The sequence below is a fragment of the Bradyrhizobium sp. ORS 111 genome (assembly GCF_045571485.1).
In the GTDB taxonomy this organism is placed as follows: Bacteria; Pseudomonadota; Alphaproteobacteria; order Rhizobiales; family Xanthobacteraceae; genus Bradyrhizobium.
Map to the genome: position 1 here is coordinate 59,380 of NZ_CP120702.1, position 18,930 is coordinate 78,309.

Here is an 18,930-nt window from a genome sequence, read left to right on the forward strand (position 1 = left end):
GCTTCACTCCGCATGTTTCAGTCGGCCTGGATCACGGTAGAGGCCCGAGGCGTCCGGGATGGAACTGACTGGCTGCGACCGGCTGCTCACGAGGTTGCCGGCAAAGAGTCCATAGGCAGCCAAGACGGCGAGCAACGGCTCGACTCCAGAACGAAGGTTCCACCGGACAAGACCTGCCGCAAAGCCGGACAACGCTGTTGTCACGACAACAATCATCACAATCCAGATCCATGGAGGCATGCTGCGTCTGTCGCGAACAATCTCTATACAGGCCCTAGCGACCCCAAACAGAACTGCCGCGTGAATTGCCGTCCAGATCCCGAAGAGCGCCACCAGTTTGGCGTTCCGCGTGAGCACTTCGGCGACGACTCCCCCCATCCCCGACTGATCTCGGACTTTGAGCCAGGAAAATCCATTGGGAGTCTCGCCAAATTGAAGGTAATAGCCGAACAGGTGATTTGCGCCGGGATTCAGGATCAAATTGAACGCGTCGGCATAGAGCGTGTTGAAAAATGCCAAAGGATGAGACAGCGCGAGATGGATGAAGGGAAGCAAATCCATTCGTCCGGTGCTGTCGAGTGGTAGCGATAGGATGCGGTCCGCGCGGAATGCCAGATTTGTAGCAAGATCCGCATTGGAGGACCCCAGGCCGAAGTCCCCAACCAGCAAGAATCTAAGCGTCATCCAGGAAAGCGGAAACACGGCATATGCCAGAAGCGCAGCCTTCAGCGAGGCTCCTCGCGCCTTGGGAAATGCGAAAAGCAGATAGGTTGTTAGCACCAAGGGGATCAACAGGCCCTGCGGTCGGATGGCGGACGCCAATCCAAGGCTGGCGAAGCCTAGGTAAAGATAAGCTGGTGATGGCGCGTCGCGCTTTGCGTCAACAGCCTCACAAATGCTTACCGTGCCGATCATGAGAAGGGCGGTGAACCACGCTTCGGTAACCAGCAGATGCGGGTTCAGCAAACTACCTGGCATGATGACGATGAGCATTCCGGCCGTTGCGGCAATCTTCGCACTGCCGGAAGTTCGTGCCACGAAGCTGTACACAAGAAGAAGCGTGAACAACTGCAGCGCAATCTGGGCGACGATGACGAGGTAGCGCCCTCCGATGGCATACAAGACCGCATGCTGCAGAAAGTCTCCTGGAACGCCGGAATCAAGCGCCGCATGTATGATCGCAGACGAACCCGCCGCCAGAAGCCCGTGAACATGCGCAAGCCGATCAATCGCGCGATCACCTCTGAGGAAAGCAGCAGGGTCGGTTACGTCAAAATAGAACAGGCACGCGTGAATGCCGATGAAAAGGGCGCCAAGGAACAAGGCGATAGGAACCAGGCGGACACGCTCGTCGGCCAGTTGTAGTTGTCGTTGGTCTGAGCGGGGCATGGAATGTGTTTCCGACAAAGGGCCTGGCGCGATGCCTGATGGCACTCGGGCTTGAACGGTGCTGGACCGCTCCGAAGGCCTGCAATAATTCATCAAAGCCGTTTCTGAATAAGTACGATGAGGTCCGTCTTTGGCCACGCCACGGATTGATACGCCGAGAGAAGCCGAAATATCGAGCGACTTTCGAAATGATAGCGGGGCGCGGAATTTACGCCGTAGGAGCAATTGAGCCATTTCGATTGGGAGAAGTACCTTCTTAGTGCGCTGAAAGAGTTCAGCCGATAAGCAGTCGGAAACTTGTCTTGCGCTTCGAACTGAGGCTTGATCCACTTGAGTACGGCGCGCTGGAGCCCCTCGGGTAGCAAGCAAGTCGCTATGCCGACATAGCTCCAACGGTGCGGCGTGCGAGCGCAAATCCACCCGCCGGGCTTGAGGACTCTGAAGAACTCCGAGGCAAGGTGAGCGGGATTTTGAACGTGCTCGAAAACCCAATGGGCGACGATCAAATCAACTGATTGGTCTGCTAGCGGGAGCGGCGCGTCCACCTGAACGACGTGCTTCTCATCCAGGTACGGATGATCCAGAACGCCGTCATCAACGTCGATCCCGATCACTTTCTGCACCTTGCCCTGCAGCTTAGCGAGCCGCTCTCTCAGCTCCCATTTTCCGCTCATGAACACCGCGCCCCGGCCGGCGCCGAGATCCAGAACCGTCATGTCGGAGTGCAGCAGAGCATTCACCCGGAGAAAGAACTCAATCTCGCCGTCGTCTCGGATAATTCCGCCAGCGAGGACTTCGGGACGGACGTCCCCCATGATCGATGCCTTGCGACGGCGAACAGGAGAGTCCTGATCGTATCCGTCCGGTCTTGACGCCATAGTCATGCTCATAAGGTGATACCTCAAAGTTCGCGCGGGCGTTCCACGATCAATACGACGTACGGCGCGCCCGACACGTTTGAACACTTCATGGGGCAACGCGGTGTCTACGCTTCGGACAACCTCTGCAGTCTGCAACCGTGCTAGGGCAGCGTCTGCTGCGCGAACTCAGCCGCGCAGGCCAAATCGGCTTGGCGCGTCGCGAATACGCGGCGCGCCTGTGCTGAGCTCTCGCTGCTGGAAGATGAGAGCGACGGCCATCGACATCAAAACCGTACTCAGACATTTCGTCATGAAGTTACTTTCGGTAATGTTTAGAATGAGAGTGACAGACCAGATCGCAAAAGGAAAAATATTTGTTCGTGCCCACTCCGGGCGACCGGTGACTACCAGCCTGACGCCACCCCACAAGGTCGCTACAAAAATTCCATAAATAAGCGGGGTAAAAAGGTATCCGAATTCCAGAAATTTGTCGATGAAGCCGTTATCGACGCTCCATTCAGACATGTCTGCCGCAACCTTTGCGCCGAAACCTCCGCCCTGCAAGCTAAATCCCGAGCTATAGAAGTTCTTCAAGATAATCGGCCAGAAGTCCGCGCGGCCAGTCAGGTCGGTCGATTTCCCGAGAATGCCTACGATGACATAGTCGAGAATGCCAACCTTAAAGCCGATCCCGATCAATCCGAGGGCGATCGCCCATTTAATAAACATTGGCTGCCGTAACGGCGTGGGCAGGCGCGCGATAAAATAGGCCATGTAAAGGAAACCGGGAGTTATCGCAGCGGCGACGATGCCGGTCGCGGACTGAGTGCCTGCCAAGCAGGTCAGGCTGCAACCGAGAAAGAAAGCCCACACCGGCGCTGGAAAGATGGAGGTCCTGTAGAACAGTAGGAGCCCCGCGGTCAGCCCGGAGAAGTAGCCCAAGCCCTGTTTGTGGCTGAACACTCCTCGCCATAATCCAGCGTGAACGGTTTGATACGGATCGGTCAACTGATGAATCGCGGTCTCGGGAAAGCACAGGACCCAAACGATGCTCAAAAGGCATCCCACCGCCATGGTCCTGATCACGAACTTGATGCCACGAAACCCCGGGAGGAGGCCGACAACCACCAAGCCGAGCAGCGCGGTGGTCATGTAAGTATTGGCTGCCTGAAGGGTGGCGCCGCGGTTGTATGACCACGCGGCCGATGCAAACGCCGTAATGATTAGGACCCAGATCGGCCAGCATTGAAGAACGAGCCTGCCGGTTGGTCTGGAAAGCAGGATGGAAGCGAAGACAAAGAGCTCTGTTGTGATTGTCACCAGTTGGAGCACGGGTGAGCCAACCCACCTGCCGGTTGTCATGTCCAAGGCCAACTGGATCGTAAATGCTGGGAAGGAGAAAATGATGATGACAGCGAGCAGCAATCGAACTGGCAAGCCGACCGTGGAGACGCCATCGAGTCCAGCCTCGGCCAACTGTCTTGTGGTGCCCATTGCCAGAGACGTCGCACGGTCAGGAACAATGTTCATCTAACGTCTCAGTATTGATGGTATGTCGCCCGCCGAGGGGCTCTCGACTGCGAAGACGTCGCGGTCCGCCGCATGTGGCCCTTAATCAGCCTCGGACGCCGGGCCACCAGTTTAGGGTCCATCGATGCCCAATCAAATGAAGAAACGGAAATGGATCATCAATTCAATATGTTAACTTTAATTGGTAACTCTGGGAAGAGTAAAAACCCGGAATGAGATACAGTTCCTAATGGAAGAAGCCGCCGGAGCATGCTAATTTAAATCATTCGGTCGACCTAGCAAATAGTTTGGAATCTTTGATGCTTCACGTAAGCAAAGATCATAAGCTTTCGTCGTTTGAACTTGAATCCTTTAACCCGGCTGCGGGTTCGCCCTCGCAATATATCCAAATGGCCGTCGGATTTCTCCGACGTCAGGCGTGGGTGCTCGCGACGTCGGTGGCTGCAGCGGTCTGCATCGCCGGTCTGTACGTCCTACTGGCGCCGGCTAACTATAAAGCGACGGCAACAGTGGGGATCGATACCGCCAAGTTTCAATTGTTCCAACCGGCGGGCGAGTTGATCATTGACACGTCCTCAGCAGTCGAGAGCCAGCTCGAAATAATAAAGTCGGAGAAGCTGGCGCTCGAGGTAATCAAGAAGCTTCATCTCACGGACAACATCCCGCCAGCAAAAGACGGCTTCTTCGGCTCGTCTAGGCCGCTGACCGAGTTCGAATACACGCGGCAACTGGTAGCCGTGCTTCAGAAACATTTGACGGTGAAGCGGCTTGGCATCGCCTGGATCATCGAGATCAATTACGAAAATGGCAATCCCGTGCGGGCGGCCGAGTTTGCCAATGCGTTTGCTGATGCGTACATCGCCGATCAGCTAGATTCGAAATATCAAGCCACGCGACAGGCGAGTGCATGGCTGGAGGGCCGGGTCAAGGAAACGCGAGAGCAGACACAGGCGGCGCAGCGTGCCGTCGTCGAGTTCAAGGCCAAGAACAACATCATCGATACCGGCGGGCGGCTCATGAGTGAGCAGCAGCTCTCCGAGCTGAACAGTCAGTTGCTCACTGCACGTGGACAAACGTCAGAGGCCAAGGCGCGGCTTGAGCGAGTCAACACTGTTGTGCAGGCGGCGCTGTCGGCCGAGAACTCGAACACGCTGGTGACCGACGTTCCAATTAACGAGACAATCGCAAAGCTGCGAGGTCAGCTTATCGAGCTTACCGGCAGGGAGAGGGAGTGGACTGCGAAGTTTGGCCGTGAGCATCTCGCAGTGATCAATCTGCACAGTCAGGTCATGCAGGTACGGTCGGCAATGATCGACGAACTGCGTCGTGTCGGCGAGGCATTCAAGAGCGACTACGACCTTGCAGTGCGGAAAGAAAAGAATCTGGAAGCGGAAGTGGCTCAATCTGTTTCCCAGGCGGAATCCTCGAATCGCAATCAGGTCAAGTTGCGTGAACTCGAGAGCACGGCGGCGTCGACCAAGGAATTGTATGAAAATCTGAACAAGCGGTACCTCGAATCCGTCGAGCAGAAATCATTCCCCGTGACGGAAGCACGGGTGATCACGCGAGCCGCTCCGCCCCTGGATCGGGAATTTAAGTCAACCCTGAAGATTCTGGCTGCTATTCTCGGCGGCGGGATATCCATCGGAGTCGGTCTGGCCCTCCTCCGTGAGTTCACCGACAACAAATTTCGCAGCGTCAGCCAACTGGAGCGGAAGCTGCAGATGAATTGCATCACGCCCGTACCTTTGTGGAAGGAAGACGCGGCGGAGCCGGATGCTGTTCGCGCGGTAGCTCAAGGAGGCGAGCGGCAGCTATTGCGCTCAAAGGGCGCGGCGTGGGCCAGCATCGAGGCGCCGCTTTCGAGCAGCGCCGAAGCAATGCGGTCGATAAAGTTGGCGATAGATCTGAACTGCCCGAGCAAGGGGGCCAAGGTGATCGGCTTGACGTCATCGCTGCCTCGCGAGGGCAAGTCGACCATCGCGGCGTCTCTCGCGCTGACGATTGCTGCGGCGGGCGCTAAGGTCATGCTGCTGGACTTCGATCTGCGAAATCCGGCGCTTACGCGGACGCTCGCGCCCAAGGCCAGCGTGGGCTTCCTCGACGTCATCTCAGGAAGGGCGTCGCTAGCCGATGCGCTTTGGTCCGATCAGTCAAAGTATCTCTCGTTCTTGCCCACGATTACCAAGAGCCTATTTGTTCAAAGCAACGAAATCATGGGCGCGCAGCTTACGAAGATGTTCATCGACAAGCTGCGGGACGAATATAACTACGTGATTGTTGACCTGCCGCCGCTCGCGCCAGTTATCGATGCGAAGGCGACGACGCATTTGATTGATGCGTACTTGTTTGTCGTCGAATGGGGTGCCACGAAGGTCGACGTCGTCGAGCACGCGCTCGGAAGGGCGCCCAGTATCACTGAAAACACACTGGGCGTGATCCTCAACAAAGTGGATATGGATAAACTGTACAAGTATGATGCCGAGAACCGTAGCTACTACGTCAACAAGCATTACGCGCAGTACGGTTATACGCACTAGCTTGAACAGCACCCTCGCTGTACCGAGGTCACATCGCATCAGGAGTGGTCGGCGTCGGACAATGGCGCAGGCGTGTGAGGTCGTCGGTGAGTCGCTGCGACCGCTTCGAGCGTCGTCGCGACTGTGCGGGTGATTTCATAGGGGCAATCGCAGCGGACGGAGCACGACTAGTCGATCGGACTGGACACCAACGCTCCGGTCGCCACTGCGACCGTGCCCCATATCAATAGCCCGCTTATTGTACGTCGCGAACGGCGCGACGCGTGCGCAGTCTCCGCGGAGACCAAGCTAGTCCAGCGCTACTAGCGTTGCGCAATGCTGGCGAGGTAACCGGTGACCAAGGCCGCGACCTTGGACGGCTTCGGGTCGTTGACGCATCATGGTTCGGACCAGGGAATATTCAGTGGGGTGACAGCCCTGATCCGTCGGAAGCATTTCGAGCTCGTCGCTGCCTGACGAGCGACAGAAGCCGCACGGCCCGGGGTCGCCGGCAGGCTGTTTGTTTGTGCATCCCCCATCATTTTCTAAAATGTGCGTTAACGTTTAGCGGGCAAACTTGCTTTGGGAGTAATGACGTTCCTTGTCGCGGAGCTGTTTTAGGTGCCGCATGACAGCCATTGCCTCGACTGACCTTATTGCCGAACTCGACCATGTTTTGGGAGCCAGCCTGCCAGACCGCCGTGAGCAGATGTTGCGGCAGGTGGCCGGACTGTTCATTGAGCACGCTCATCGGCTGAGTGAGCGCCAGATCGAGATGTTCGACGACATCCTGATCCGCTTAGCGGAGGGTGTCGCGTTACGAAGCCTGACCATGCTCAGCCGCTCGTTTGCCGATTTGCGCTCGGTGCCAAGGGAGTTGGCCCGACGGCTGGCCAATCACGATGACGCTGATGTGGCCGCCCCTATCCTGCGGCAATGCGACTGTGTTCCTGATGCCGATTTGGTTGATATTGTCAACGGGCAGCGAACTTTCCGTAAGAATGGGCTTCCAAATTTCCCTAGGTGACGGTGATTGTGGTTCGGGGATCAGCCGCTATCGGGATCGTTATTGGTCCTTCCGGGTGGGCGGCCGCGGCGCTTGGGCTGCGGCGGGTTTGTGAGCGGGCGCGAGCGGACGTTTTCCGGTACGAGGGCAGCGTGCTGGCGAAGCCGATAGCTCGATCCCTCGATTTGGATAACAACTGCGTGGTGAAGCAGGCGATCAAGCAATGCTGTGGCGACGACGGCATCACCAAAGACCTCGCCCCATTCGGCGAAGCCGCGGTTCGAAGTGAGGATCATCGCGCCTTTTTCATAGCGGGCGTTGACCAACTGGAAGAACAGATTGCCGCCGCCGGGCACGACCGGGAGGTAACCGATCTCGTCGACGACAAGGAGGGAGGCGCGGGCGAGGAACCGCAGGCGCTCGCGCAAAGTGCCTTCGCGTTCGGCTTTTGCGAGGGTGGTGACGATGTCGGCGAGCGTGGCGAACGCGACGCTCTTTCCGCCTTGACGGCCTCGACCGCGAGCGCCGTCGCGAGATGGCTCTTGCCGGTGCCGGGTGGCCCAAGCAGATGGACCACCTCGGCGCGGTCGATGAACTTCAATTCGGCAAGCGCCAGGATGCGATTGCGATCGAGCGAGGGCTGGAATGCGAAGTCGAAGCCGGCGAGCGTTTTGACGGTGGTCAGGCGAGACATTCTCAGCGCGGTGCTGACACGGCGATTGTCGCGCAACGTCAGCTCCTCGACAAGCAGCTGATCGAGCGCCTCAATCCAGGTGACCTCACCCTGTTCGACTCGCCGCAGCGTAGTGTCCAATATTTCCAGCGCACGTGGCATCCTGAGTGCGACCAGGCTTTTCTTGACGCTGTCGATCGCTGCCGGTTGCGTGTGGATGGTCATGGCCGGCCTCCCGAGTGGGCGAGCCGTTTGCCGACAGCTTGGTAAAACTCCAACGACCGTCGTGGGATGTGATCGCCGGCCCGACCGACGAGGGCTTCGGACACGCCAGGTCGCGACCTGGATCGGTTGACGGCCTGGCGATGCTCGGGGGCGACGCGAGTTCGCCGGCGGCCTTCCAGAACGGGATGGACGGCGACGATTTCGCCTTGGTCGAGAATGCGGATTACATCAGGCAATTGCTGCACTTCGACAATGCGCCGCGTACGGTCTGGTACGCTGTAATAGTTGCCGCCGATCGACACGAGCCCGTCGTGGCTGACACGGCGCTCGAGTTTGAGCAGCGCGTCGAACGGCCCTGCCGGCAACGCCTGCAGCTCGGGTCTTTCGGCGGCAAACGCCTCAGCGACGACTTTCTGCGTGGTGCCATGCACGCGTACGTTCGCAACCGTCGCGAGCCAGTCATCGAGCTGGGTGTTGAGATCGTCGAGATTGCGGAAGCTGCGCGCGAGGAAGAAGTCCTGCCGGATGTAGCTGAACGGACGCTCGACCTTGCCCTTGGTCTTGGCGCGGTACGGCCGGCAGGCCCTCGGATGGAAGCCGTAATGTTGTGCGAGCGCCAGGAGCGACCGGTTATAGACGATGTGACCATCGCCGTCCTCGCCCGTCACGGCCGTCTTCATGCGGTCGTAAAGGATCTCGATCGGGACACCGCCGATGACCGCAAAAGCCTGTATGTGGCAGCGCAGCAGCGTCTGCAGGTCCTGATGCATGACGAAGCGGGCGAAGATGAACCGCGAATGGCCGAGCACCATCGAGAACAGCCAAATGATCCGTGTCACACCGGGCTCGTCGGTGAAGATGGTCACGAAGCGAGCAAAGTCCACTTGCGCCTGCTTCCCGGCAGGCGTCTCAAATCGCACCTCAAAGGGTTTAGGTGCGTTGTCGGGACGGATCGCAGCCGCGAAGCGTTTCACGGCCGTGTAGGCGCCGGTGTAGCCACGCTCGCGAAGCTCGCGCGTTAACCGGATGGCACTCAAGTCGGGGAATGCGGCGATGCGCTCGCGCAAATAGTCCAGATAGGGTGCGAGTTTGTTCGGCCGGCCAGCCTGGCGAGGGCCATAGGCGGGTGGCTCGAGACCACGCGCGATGTATTTGCGGATCGTTTTCGGGTCGCGCCCCGTGCGCCGGGCAATCGCGCTAATCGACAAGCCCTGACGGTGAAGGTCCAAAATCACGATGAGATCTCCAAGCTGGATCATCCGTTCCGCCCCCCGAATCACTTCGGGACAGGATCGGATGCGGAAAGCCTGAAGGGGCCGCAGCGCTCCGGTATGTGGGGCCTACGCGCCGCGCCCCTTCAGGCTGGGATGCCAGCTAGGGAATTTTCGATGCCCATATTTGGGGAGTATTCACCGCCCAGTGACAGATATCGCGTGGATGCGCGCCGAAGGACATCTGTGTGCCATCGCCGGCCGCAAGATCGTGGATCGGGAACTCGCGGACATTCTGTTGATGCGCGGCGATAGTAACGTAGCACGCGCACTGGCTCGCAATCCCGGTGCCGTCATTGACGGCGCGGGGTTCGCCATGCTGGTCGATGCGGCCGAACGCGACGAAGACATCGCCTGCTCGCTGATATCGCGCGGTGACCTACCACCCCGCGTCCTTGACGACCTGATTGCGAGGGTGCCCCCGCGCTTGCTGCCTCGGCTCGTCAAATGTGCCCCGCCATCCGCGCAGAGTACGATCCGCATCGCCATCGAAGCGGGCACTCCACGGGCCGTCGCACGGAAGATCGTCAACTACGAGGATGCGCAGGCCACGGTTAAGGCCCTTAACAAGGCCGGGCAATTGAACGATTCGAGCGTCAATCGTTTCGCGATGAGGGGCGAGCACAGCAATGTTGTAGCGGCATTGGCGCAGCTCGTCGCCGTCCCGATTGAGACGATCGAGCCGTTGATGGAAGCCGCTGATATCACTGGCCTGATCGTCGCTTGCAGGGCATCGCGACTGAACTGGGATACGACTGTCGCCATCGTCAAGAATCGGGAGGGCAAGCCAGCGGTCGCGGCAAAGGAGTTGGATCGCGTCAGACATATGTTTGACGCGCTCTCGCTCTCGGTCGCGCAGCGCACGATCCGGTTCGGCTCGATCACCGAACTGACCGCCGCGTTCTCAGCTACGGCCGGAGAACGCTGATGGCATATGGGAGCCGCAAGGCGGAGCGCGTTCGTCTCGAGACGCGCTACCCGGTGAACCTCATGGGCATCGACGGAACTTGGCGACGGAGCTGTGTCCTGCTCGACGTCTCGCAGAGTGGTGCCAGGCTGGAAGTCGACGGGACGCTCGACGTGCTGCGAGCGCAAGAATTCTTCCTGCTGCTGTCGTCAAGAGGATTAGCCTATCGTCGCTGCGAACTGGTCCGCGTCGAGGGCGCACAGGTCGGCGTACGGTTCATTGAGGAGAAGAAGGACAAGAGGCGCCCTATCATTCCCAAATGAGGACCCACAAGAGCACGTGGGTCGACCAACCACTCGATCAGACTTCATGACCGGCGGTTCTCTCTATGATCGCTCGGCCCGAGTTTGGGCGGACTGTCGACCACCGGCCAGCATGTTGAGGGCTGTCCAAAGCCCTCCTCCGCGTGCGAGGTCGGAGAAGTACAGCGCGACATAGATGCCAACTGTCCCGTATGTGCTACCCAGCAGGACGACCATCAGTGCGCCGACAGTATTCGTAACGCCACTTACGATCGTTGATACCTTATGATGCTCTGCCGCATTGAGGGCGTCGAATGCCAAGAACTGCACGGCGGTTGGAATAACTGTCCAGGCCAACGTCCTTATGACATCTGAAGCGGGAGCAAAGGCGTGACCGAAGACAAGGGATGCGTATGGTGCAACCAGAAAGAGACCTGCGCTGGTCGCGGCGCTGATCAATAGCGAATAGGGAAGATACTTCGTTGCCAGACGCAGACTGGCACGAGCGCCATTTTTGCCGGCGACCGCGAGCTTACCGTAGATGACCCTGTCGAAGGCGCCCGGGACGACGAGTGCGGCGCCTATCAATCTTCGGCCAGCGCCATATACGCCAACGAAGTCCGGCGAAGTGACGGCGCTGAGAACAAGTACGTCAACGTTGTGCCGAAGCATGATCAGAAAGCTTGAAAAGGCCAGATTCCCGCCCAGCCAAGCCTCACGACGAAGGATGTTCCAGCGCGGGAGGCCAAACCGTCGAATCATGATCACACAGATCACGCCGATCGCCAGGTGAACGGCTGCCCACCATAGCGCCCAGTCCCGTAATGATGTGACGCCAAACAGGCCGCAAGCCACCACCGCGGCAAGTGCGCGTGCGACTCCGCTGCCGCCATTGATGAAGTTGCCACGCCGGAAGTCGCCGTGGGCCAGAAAAACGTTCTCGACGAGGTTGAAGAAGGAAGGGAACATCACGTTGATGGGCACGAGCAGGAGCAGGATCTGCAGCCGCTCGGCCGAACCAATGCCACCGTCCGGCGGAGGAAACATCAGCATCCCGCCGATCAGCAGGACCGTGAGAACGATTCCCGTGATCAGAATCATCAAGATGGTGTGCCCGAGCGCTTCGGGATAATCGGACGCGTCGCGGCTGACTATCCGTCGCAGGACTTCGCCGGGGCCGAACCCGCACCAGGTATTCGCCAAAGCCGTCACTGCGCTGATAGTCGTGAGTTCCCCGAACTGGGTCGTGCCGAGATACCGAGCGAGCAGGACGAAGGCCACCGCCTGGGCCAAGACCCCAATCGCCAGGCTGCTGATCGAGCCGGCGAGCAGCCGAAGCATCGGTAATTTTGGCTGCAGAAACGTCGCAACGCTAGACATGTTGGATGACTTCCGGCGCGAGGTCTGCAGCGCGCACTTGAGCTTTAGCCCCGGTGTGAGGACCAAAGCGCGATTGAGAACGTAAACGATACTTGTGCGGCACGAATGCTGTCCGCCTATCTAATCGAAATGAGTTATCTGGTTGGACGAACCGCTACCTTGGCCGACCTTATTCGGTCGCCAGTCGCGGAGCAACACGTCCTTCCACCGGGGGGCTCGAGCATTGGCCTGGCGAGCCGTACCGGGATGGATTGTTACAAAGAGGCATTCTATCCCGTTTCAGCCGCCGACCGTCATTTGCTGCGCAACCGAGCATAGTAGCCGCGGCTCGTCGACCGTCCCAAATGGGGATGGGTTTGAATTGTTCGAGACAGCGCCGGAATCGACCATTCATCGACAACTTCATAGCCAAGTTTTTCCAGCGACCTCACGAATTCCACTCGGTCGCGTATCTGGTAGGGGACTTCGGCGCAGCCGAAGTTTTCGAGAGTAATTACGGTTGGGCCGTCGCGGGTCTGAACCTTGTTGAGCAGCAGGTGGCGCGGCAAAGCGGGCAGCTCTCTCAAGAAGTCCTCAAGCGGAACATCAAGGTACTGCAACAAGCCGGAAGCGAGCAGAACGTCTGCGTCGGGCGCGTCGGCCAAGTTATCAATGAATTTGGGGCCTTGGAGCTCTCCCCGTTCCACGAGCCGGCGTCCCGCCCGAACGATCGCGGGGACATCGTAGATGATCCACTCGGCCGTTTCGGTAAGTGGCAGGTGCGTTCGGAAAGCTCGGTATTTGGTGGCAAGATGTCCACCGGCGTCCAGAATGACGTTGGTCGATTGCGCTAGACGGCCGAGCCAGAACAATATCGGGTAATCCTCGAGCTTGAGTTCGGACATATATTCGAATGAATGCATAACGACTTCATCGTTATCGTATCCAACAAGCGCACCACGCCGCACAGAGGCGACGGCTTCTTCCAAGGTCGCGTAGGCGCCCCGGTGGCGAAGGTAGGGTGACCTGAGAAAAGCAAGGAGTCGCCCGAAGGCGGCCTGAACCACGATTACTGGAAAGGACGAACGGTAGCGTTGGAGCGTCTGAGGCAACTTGGACATGTTTACGATCGACGTTCAGCCTGGAATCGCGAGTCGAAAAAGGGCGCGAACTAAGCGTTAAAATGGACGGCCGATTCGATCGGCGGATCTCCCGGCCCAATTCAGGAAGTCCACCGCCACAGCCGGTCGGCTGCGGCTCCTCCTCCCACAGTAATACCCCGGAAATACCCGTTCCGTTCAGAATTGTCACTGCGCGACTTAAAGTCACATACGATCAACAAGGTAAGCGTGGGTTGTTTGGTTAATGACAACTGACGCCGAGCTCAATTTCGAAGGCCCTTGGTGGCCTACGTCTGGGCGCGTCACCGACCTGCCGCCGCTCATGCTTTGCGCAAGAAGAAGCGTCGGTTCCGGGCGGCGGCTCATTATGCAACTTTCGCGAAGACCTGATCCGTCGCGTCCGACAGTGCTAATGCTAAGCTCTGCGCGATCGGCACAGGGCGGGCGTCGTCCTCTGGAATTGGAGATCTGGGGTATCGATCGGGGCATCTTCCAAGATGGGCTGGGTGGTGCCCTTGAGATAGCATGCGAAGAATGCAAGGGCGTACTTGTCGACAATCTGGGCCGCCTTCGTTGGTCCGATTGCGCCTGAACGACCAAACAGCCGTATTGGAGACGAAAACGGGTAATCCGAAAAGTTGAAATGCTTGGCTCGCTTGAGGGTGAGCCAGTAGCCTCCATGTGTGGATAGCAACGTCCGGAGTTGCAGAAACTGGTCACGATCGAGTGCCATTTCGCGACGCTTCGTCGGAGTAATGTTTGGCACTGAATCTGGAGGAAGTGGATCGGCTTCACTCATGGTGAAAAGAGGCGCACGCGTACCTCTGCTTAGCGATTCGCCGGCCATTAGGCCGTCCATGTTGAGGCAGGCTTTAAACCGGTCGTCGAGCCAGCAAGCTTGCGCGGCAACGCCTCCACCAAGAGAGAAGCCGAATATGCCGATGTGATCGAGATTGAGCCGGCCAGTGAAGCGGCCTTGAGGGTCAGCCTCGTTCAGGTCATGAAGGGTGTCCAGGACAAATCGCGCATCGTCCGCCCTGGTCCGGATTTCCGTCTCGGCCGTCTCCAGAAAACGGCGAAACGACTCATCTGAAGAGTAAAAGCCTTCGTCGGACAATTTGGTCCTGACCACCCGGCCATCAGGAAAGGCGGTTGCGAGCGAGCTATAGGGATGGTCCATTCCGACGACGACATAGCCGTGACTTGCGAGCTGCTCCGCCAGATGTGTGTTCTCGGTTCGCATACCAGTCCATGATGGCGCGTACAGCACGACCGGATAGCGCGAATTGGAGACTGCAACCGGCGCGTGAGCGACCGAATGGGTCTTCGCCAGTGCGAAATAAGCATCCCAACCCGTCGTAGTGGCGCGCTCCTGGTAAGGAGCTAACTCTGTTTTGGCTGATCCGCCTGCCGGATACCAGATCTGAAGCATTAGCTCGCGTGAATGGGTAGGCGCCGCCGGCTCGAGCCTGTGCGGGTCCATGACATGTCTAACGTCGGTTCCGACCTCATACGGCCCATCCGGTGCGGGAAGTTCGAATACCGGGAAGACGGTGCTCAACGTCAGGCCGCCTCCGAGGAAACAGAGAGCCATCAAGCAACCGAGGTACTGCAGCTGCACATCGGATGTCCAACGCGGAACGATGGGTTGCACGGCGCAACCGGCAACGACGAGATAGATCGGCAGCATTTGCCATCGATATCCCTCGAACCAAACGTGCGCGACCGTGGCCGCAACGCAGATGATGGGCAGATAGTGCAATCCGACGTAACCATGCCGGTGGGCTGAGAGCTGATCTGCCAGGTAGACAAAGAGCCCGACGGTGACGCAAAGCTCAAGTATGCGCATTGGTCTGACCGTGGCTACCGAACCGTTCCTGAAGAAGCGGCTCGTCCCGCAGGGATATCCGATGGCCGCAGGCTAGCTTCATGTCAGATACGGCTGCAGTTGCTCGGCAACCCTGCCAACGATGGGTTGACGCATGAACGACAGGTGATCGCCCGGTACGTGATGAACCTCGACTCCCTTTTGGGCAACCAGCTCCCAACCCAGTGACTCATTGAGGCTATACTCAGGATCCCGCCCATCGACCCGGAATAGGATGATTCGAGCCTGGAGAGGCCGCGGCTCATATGATCGTGCCGTGGCCTTGAACATCGTTAAGTTGTCCCTCAGTTGCACTGGCATGGGACGGTTGGCAACGCGAAATACCCGTTGAGCAAGCGTCCACAGCCTTAAGCGCACATTCTTTCGGACAAAGAAGAACGCACTTGAAATGGCGATGTCGATTTTATGGTCCGCTAGCCGCCGGTAATAGCGCCAAATCCGATCAGCGATCCGCACGCTCCAAAACCGTGTCCACTGGTCAAAGGGCAGATGTCGATAGTACCCGGAGTTGCCCGTGTCCAACATCACAAGAACTGGGACATCCTCCCCCTCCGCGATGAGTTGCGCTGCCATTTCGAGCGCGACATAGCCTCCAAAGGAGTAACCGCAGAGCTGGTATTGCCCTTGGGGCTGAATGCGGCGGATTTCGCTGTTATAAAACCGGGCGAGTTCGGCAACGGTCATGGCTCGTTGAACACCGTCAAGCTCGGGCGAGGCTAAGCCGTATACCGGCTGGTCGCTAGGCAGCGACTTCGCCAGCTCTTCATATCCAAGTACGTGACCACCGCCTCCGTGCACACAGAACAAGGGGGTCTTAGTTCCTGATGCGCGAAGAGGGATCAGCGATGAGCGCTGATTTCCGTCGACACCCACGATGGCTTCGGCGAGTTGTTCAATCGTGCGGTCGACCAGCAGCAGGGAGAGATCAATCTTAGTGCCGAATTCCTTCTCGATCCTGGAGATTAATGATGCCGCCAGAAGCGAGTGGCCGCCCAGCTCGAAGAAGTCATCGCGAATGCCGACTTGTGGTAGATCGAACAGTGCTTCCCAAATCGTAGCCAACTGCGTCTCGACTGGATTTCGCGGTGCCAAGAAATCCCGCGGCCGAATGTCTTCCGACACAGATCTGGCGGAGTCCCTGGCGCCAGGCGGTAACCGCAACGCCGATATCCGTTGGTCGGGATCGGCTGCGATCTGTTCGAGAATGTGCGTATAGTATGCCAAGATACTGAGAACTGAATCAGGTTCGAACAAGCCGCGATCATATTCCAGGTTCAGCCATACGTCGTGGCCACGTTCAATGATGGCGAGCTGCAGTTCGAAAGGATTGCCGACGCTCACCGTAGGAATTGGCGTTATTGCCAGTCCCGCTGCCTCGCGGTGCTGAAGAAATGCTGTTTGATAAAGGAAGTAAAACTGAAAAAGAGGATTGCGGCCTCGAACCGACCGCATCTTGAGCCGCTCCATCATGCTCTCAAAGGGGTACACGGCGTGGTCGAGCGCGTCCATAGTGACTTGACCGGCGTGCTTGAGAACATCGTTCAAAGTGGGATCGTCGGCGAGGTTGAGGCGGAGGGCGATCGGTCCGGAAAATGGGCCGATCATCGGCTCGGTCTGCGAGTTGCGATTTGCACTCGGTGACCCTATCGTCAGGTCATGTTGAGACGTGTAGCGCTCGAGCAGTACGGCAAAAGCCGCGAGCGTGAGCATGTACATCGTGACGTTCGCCGACCGGCCGCGGCTCTTCAATCGCTGTATTAGCTCATCGGGCAATTGCACGCGCTCAACGGCGCCACGCACGTCTGGCCGCTGGCCAGGAATATGATCGGTCGGAAAGTCCAGCACGGGAAGCGGTCCCGCAAGTGACTTCATCCAATAAGCAAGATGTTGAACGGCTTCCTGCGAGGTCAACCAATCATTCTGCCAGACCGCGAAATCCGCGTACTGGATAGCCATTGGCAGGAGGTCCGGCTCTCGCCTCTCGGCAAGTGCCTCGTACGAAGCCCAAAGCTCGCGTTGAAGTATGCTTTGCGACCAACCGTCGGAGATGATGTGATGGAGCGTAACAATCAGCGCGTGATCCTGCGGCCCGAGACGGAACAACCGAGCCCTGGCCAGTGGCCCGCGCTCAAGGTCAAATGGAACATGGGCTTCGTCGCGCAGCACGTCGTCAAGATTGAAATCGTCCAGCTCGGATGTGTTCTGAAGGTCCGAATGCTGCAGCGGGAAGGTCCCATGACCTGAGATGACCTGGACTAGCTCTCCTGAGGATTCATTGAAGGTCGTGCGAAGGATCTCATGCCGCGCAGCGAGGATATTTAGGCTTTCCTGGAGGAGTGGGACCGAGAGAGAGCCGTCAATCCGGATCGAGGCCGGCATGTTAAAGGCAGAGCTATCCGGTCTCAATCTTGATAGGCGCCAGAATCGAAGCTGGCTGACGCTGGCTGGAAGCGTGCAGATATCCGGATCATCTTCAATGGGGGGCGAGGGAGCGACGGGTCCAAGAGCACTATTGCTCGACCCTGAGTCGAGCGTCTGAGCCGCATCATTGGTCGGACCGGGCAGCCCGGATAACCTTATATCGTGGTCTGAAACAACGGCGCGAAGGGTACCATCGAAGTCGTCGACCAGCCGAGCAGCGGTGGCCGGAGTGTAAAGGTTGGTGTTGTATTCGAGCGACAAACGCCAGCCGTCTTCACGTTCCACGAGAAAAAAGTTGAGGTCATAGAGTGCACCCGGTGATATCGACGGTATAGGCCGGACCCGGACGCCCGGAAAGTCAAACTCCGAATGCACTGCGCCGCCAAAGGCTCGCTGACAGACGAAATTCACAAAACAGAGAGGCTGGTCTGGGGGCTTGCCGTCTTCAGGGAGTGCGTCCACGACGGCCTCGAAGGGAAGATCCTGATGGGCGAGGAGTTCCCACACGTTGTCGCGGGCGCGCGCTGCCAGTTCCGAAAATCGTGGATCTCCCGAAGCATGTAGCCGGATCGCAACCTGGTTGACGAAAAGTCCGACCAGCCCCTCGAGTTCTGCCAAATTGCGGCCCGCGAGCGGCGTCCAGACGGCAATGTCTGTCGCCTTCGAATGCCGGTGTAGAACTGCGACGCAGGCTGCCAAAGTCGTGCTGAACATCGTGCCGGAGTAGCGCTCGCTGAAGGCCCTTAGGGCGTCCGTCAAGTCTTTAGGCAAGAGACGTGACACGATCGCGCCATCGTTGGTGCGATTGCCCGAGACCTGTCTGTCCGGCTGTAACCTGAACGGGCGGTAACCCTGGAGCTTGGATGTCCAATACGCCAATTCCTGCTCGCGGGTCTTCCGCGCGCGTTCTGCGCTCCAAATGACGTAGTCGGGAAATTGAATCGGTAGCGGAGCCAGAGTTGGGGGCTTGTCCTCGGACAGAGCCGTATAAAGCGTCCGCAGCTCGCGCATGATGACGCCTATTGACCATCCATCACAGATAATGTGATGCAACGTAAGCATAAGGATATAGTGCTCTTCGGCGATGTGTATTAGGCCGACCCTAATGAGGGGGCCCTTTTCGAGGTTGAATGGCCGCGTCGCCTCGGCAAGGCACATCCGCTCGACCTCCGTGTCCCTGTCGGAGGTTGGCAGACTGCTCAAATCGGTGACCGGGATCAGCAGTCTCAACGATGACGAGACCAACTGATGGAGCTCCCCATCGATGCGCGCGAACGTTGCGCGCAACGCCTCATGGCGAGCGACAATGTCATTGAAGCATCGTTGTAGGATGGGAAGATCCAGGCTCCCTGTCAGAACCCATCGGAAAGAAGCGTTGTAAGCCGGTTGATCTTCGTGCGCGAGCCAGATGCGCTTTTGCGCAGGCGAGACTGGGAATGCGAGCACGTCGTCATCAGAC

12 protein-coding genes and 1 pseudogene are annotated in these 18,930 nt (G+C 58.3%); 4 read left to right on the top strand and 9 right to left on the bottom strand.

Annotated features, from left to right (window positions below; translation table 11 throughout):
* Positions 1 to 3 precede the first annotated feature (3 nt).
* From P6U30_RS37245 to P6U30_RS37255, 3 genes are all read right to left on the bottom strand, one after another.
* Positions 4 to 1,389, bottom strand: a complete 1,386-nt coding sequence (locus P6U30_RS37245; protein WP_407170687.1) for a hypothetical protein — start codon at positions 1,387 to 1,389, stop codon at positions 4 to 6.
* A gap of 92 nt (positions 1,390 to 1,481) precedes the next feature.
* Complete coding sequence (locus P6U30_RS37250; protein ID WP_407170688.1) at positions 1,482 to 2,279, bottom strand: class I SAM-dependent methyltransferase; 798 nt, start codon at positions 2,277 to 2,279, stop codon at positions 1,482 to 1,484.
* A gap of 156 nt (positions 2,280 to 2,435) precedes the next feature.
* Positions 2,436 to 3,779 (bottom strand): O-antigen ligase family protein, encoded by a 1,344-nt coding sequence (locus P6U30_RS37255; protein WP_407170689.1) that lies wholly within the window; start codon positions 3,777 to 3,779, stop codon positions 2,436 to 2,438.
* 299 nt (positions 3,780 to 4,078) lie between these two features.
* Here P6U30_RS37255 and P6U30_RS37260 point away from each other — a divergent pair, with 299 nt between their 5' ends.
* Both P6U30_RS37260 and P6U30_RS37265 read left to right on the top strand, forming a co-directional pair.
* Positions 4,079 to 6,319, top strand: a complete 2,241-nt coding sequence (locus P6U30_RS37260) for a polysaccharide biosynthesis tyrosine autokinase (protein ID WP_407170690.1) — start codon at positions 4,079 to 4,081, stop codon at positions 6,317 to 6,319.
* Between the two features lie 607 nt (positions 6,320 to 6,926).
* Positions 6,927 to 7,325 carry a hypothetical protein gene (locus P6U30_RS37265; RefSeq protein WP_407170691.1) on the top strand — a complete coding sequence of 133 codons (399 nt, stop codon included), beginning with the start codon at positions 6,927 to 6,929 and terminating at the stop codon, positions 7,323 to 7,325.
* Between the two features lie 20 nt (positions 7,326 to 7,345).
* Here the strand turns inward: P6U30_RS37265 and istB are convergent.
* Together istB and istA are read right to left on the bottom strand one after the other, a co-directional pair.
* Positions 7,346 to 8,202 (bottom strand): annotated as a pseudogene (gene istB / locus P6U30_RS37270) (IS21-like element helper ATPase IstB).
* A complete protein-coding gene (istA, locus tag P6U30_RS37275) occupies positions 8,199 to 9,461 on the bottom strand; it encodes an IS21 family transposase (RefSeq protein ID WP_407169139.1) in 1,263 nt (420 codons plus the stop codon). The pseudogene istB and the gene istA overlap by 4 nt, the downstream one beginning before the upstream one ends.
* A gap of 160 nt (positions 9,462 to 9,621) precedes the next feature.
* On the opposite strand from istA, the gene P6U30_RS37280 reads away from it, so the two are divergent.
* Together P6U30_RS37280 and P6U30_RS37285 are read left to right on the top strand one after the other, a co-directional pair.
* Complete coding sequence (locus tag P6U30_RS37280; protein WP_407170692.1) at positions 9,622 to 10,401, top strand: DUF2336 domain-containing protein; 780 nt, start codon at positions 9,622 to 9,624, stop codon at positions 10,399 to 10,401.
* Positions 10,401 to 10,703 carry a PilZ domain-containing protein gene (locus P6U30_RS37285; protein WP_407170693.1) on the top strand — a complete coding sequence of 101 codons (303 nt, stop codon included), beginning with the start codon at positions 10,401 to 10,403 and terminating at the stop codon, positions 10,701 to 10,703. The genes P6U30_RS37280 and P6U30_RS37285 overlap by 1 nt, the downstream gene beginning before the upstream one ends.
* Before the next feature lie 63 nt (positions 10,704 to 10,766).
* Here P6U30_RS37285 and P6U30_RS37290 read toward each other — a convergent pair whose 3' ends face one another.
* From P6U30_RS37290 to P6U30_RS37305, 4 genes are all read right to left on the bottom strand, one after another.
* Positions 10,767 to 12,062 carry a lipopolysaccharide biosynthesis protein gene (locus P6U30_RS37290; RefSeq protein WP_407170694.1) on the bottom strand — a complete coding sequence of 432 codons (1,296 nt, stop codon included), beginning with the start codon at positions 12,060 to 12,062 and terminating at the stop codon, positions 10,767 to 10,769.
* A gap of 293 nt (positions 12,063 to 12,355) precedes the next feature.
* Positions 12,356 to 13,162: a TIGR04325 family methyltransferase gene (locus tag P6U30_RS37295; protein ID WP_407170695.1), complete on the bottom strand. Its 807-nt coding sequence runs from the start codon at positions 13,160 to 13,162 to the stop codon at positions 12,356 to 12,358.
* Positions 13,163 to 13,577: 415 nt separating this feature from the next.
* Positions 13,578 to 15,011 (bottom strand): alpha/beta hydrolase family protein, encoded by a 1,434-nt coding sequence (locus tag P6U30_RS37300; RefSeq protein WP_407170696.1) that lies wholly within the window; start codon positions 15,009 to 15,011, stop codon positions 13,578 to 13,580.
* A 78-nt stretch (positions 15,012 to 15,089) separates the two neighbouring features.
* Positions 15,090 to 18,917 carry an alpha/beta fold hydrolase gene (locus P6U30_RS37305; protein ID WP_407170697.1) on the bottom strand — a complete coding sequence of 1,276 codons (3,828 nt, stop codon included), beginning with the start codon at positions 18,915 to 18,917 and terminating at the stop codon, positions 15,090 to 15,092.
* Positions 18,918 to 18,930 lie beyond the last annotated feature (13 nt).

Excerpts from the sequence above, each read along its gene's own strand:
- P6U30_RS37245 (WP_407170687.1), bottom strand. The coding sequence starts at position 1,389 with ATGCCCCGCTCAGACCAACGACAACTACAACTGGCCGACGAGCGTGTC.
- P6U30_RS37250 (WP_407170688.1), bottom strand. The coding sequence starts at position 2,279 with ATGAGCATGACTATGGCGTCAAGACCGGACGGATACGATCAGGACTCT.
- P6U30_RS37255 (WP_407170689.1), bottom strand. The coding sequence starts at position 3,779 with ATGAACATTGTTCCTGACCGTGCGACGTCTCTGGCAATGGGCACCACA.
- P6U30_RS37260 (WP_407170690.1), top strand. The coding sequence starts at position 4,079 with ATGCTTCACGTAAGCAAAGATCATAAGCTTTCGTCGTTTGAACTTGAA.
- P6U30_RS37265 (WP_407170691.1), top strand. The coding sequence starts at position 6,927 with ATGACAGCCATTGCCTCGACTGACCTTATTGCCGAACTCGACCATGTT.
- istA (WP_407169139.1), bottom strand. The coding sequence starts at position 9,461 with ATGATCCAGCTTGGAGATCTCATCGTGATTTTGGACCTTCACCGTCAG.
- P6U30_RS37285 (WP_407170693.1), top strand. The coding sequence starts at position 10,401 with ATGGCATATGGGAGCCGCAAGGCGGAGCGCGTTCGTCTCGAGACGCGC.
- P6U30_RS37290 (WP_407170694.1), bottom strand. The coding sequence starts at position 12,062 with ATGTCTAGCGTTGCGACGTTTCTGCAGCCAAAATTACCGATGCTTCGG.
- P6U30_RS37295 (WP_407170695.1), bottom strand. The coding sequence starts at position 13,162 with ATGTCCAAGTTGCCTCAGACGCTCCAACGCTACCGTTCGTCCTTTCCA.
- P6U30_RS37300 (WP_407170696.1), bottom strand. The coding sequence starts at position 15,011 with ATGCGCATACTTGAGCTTTGCGTCACCGTCGGGCTCTTTGTCTACCTG.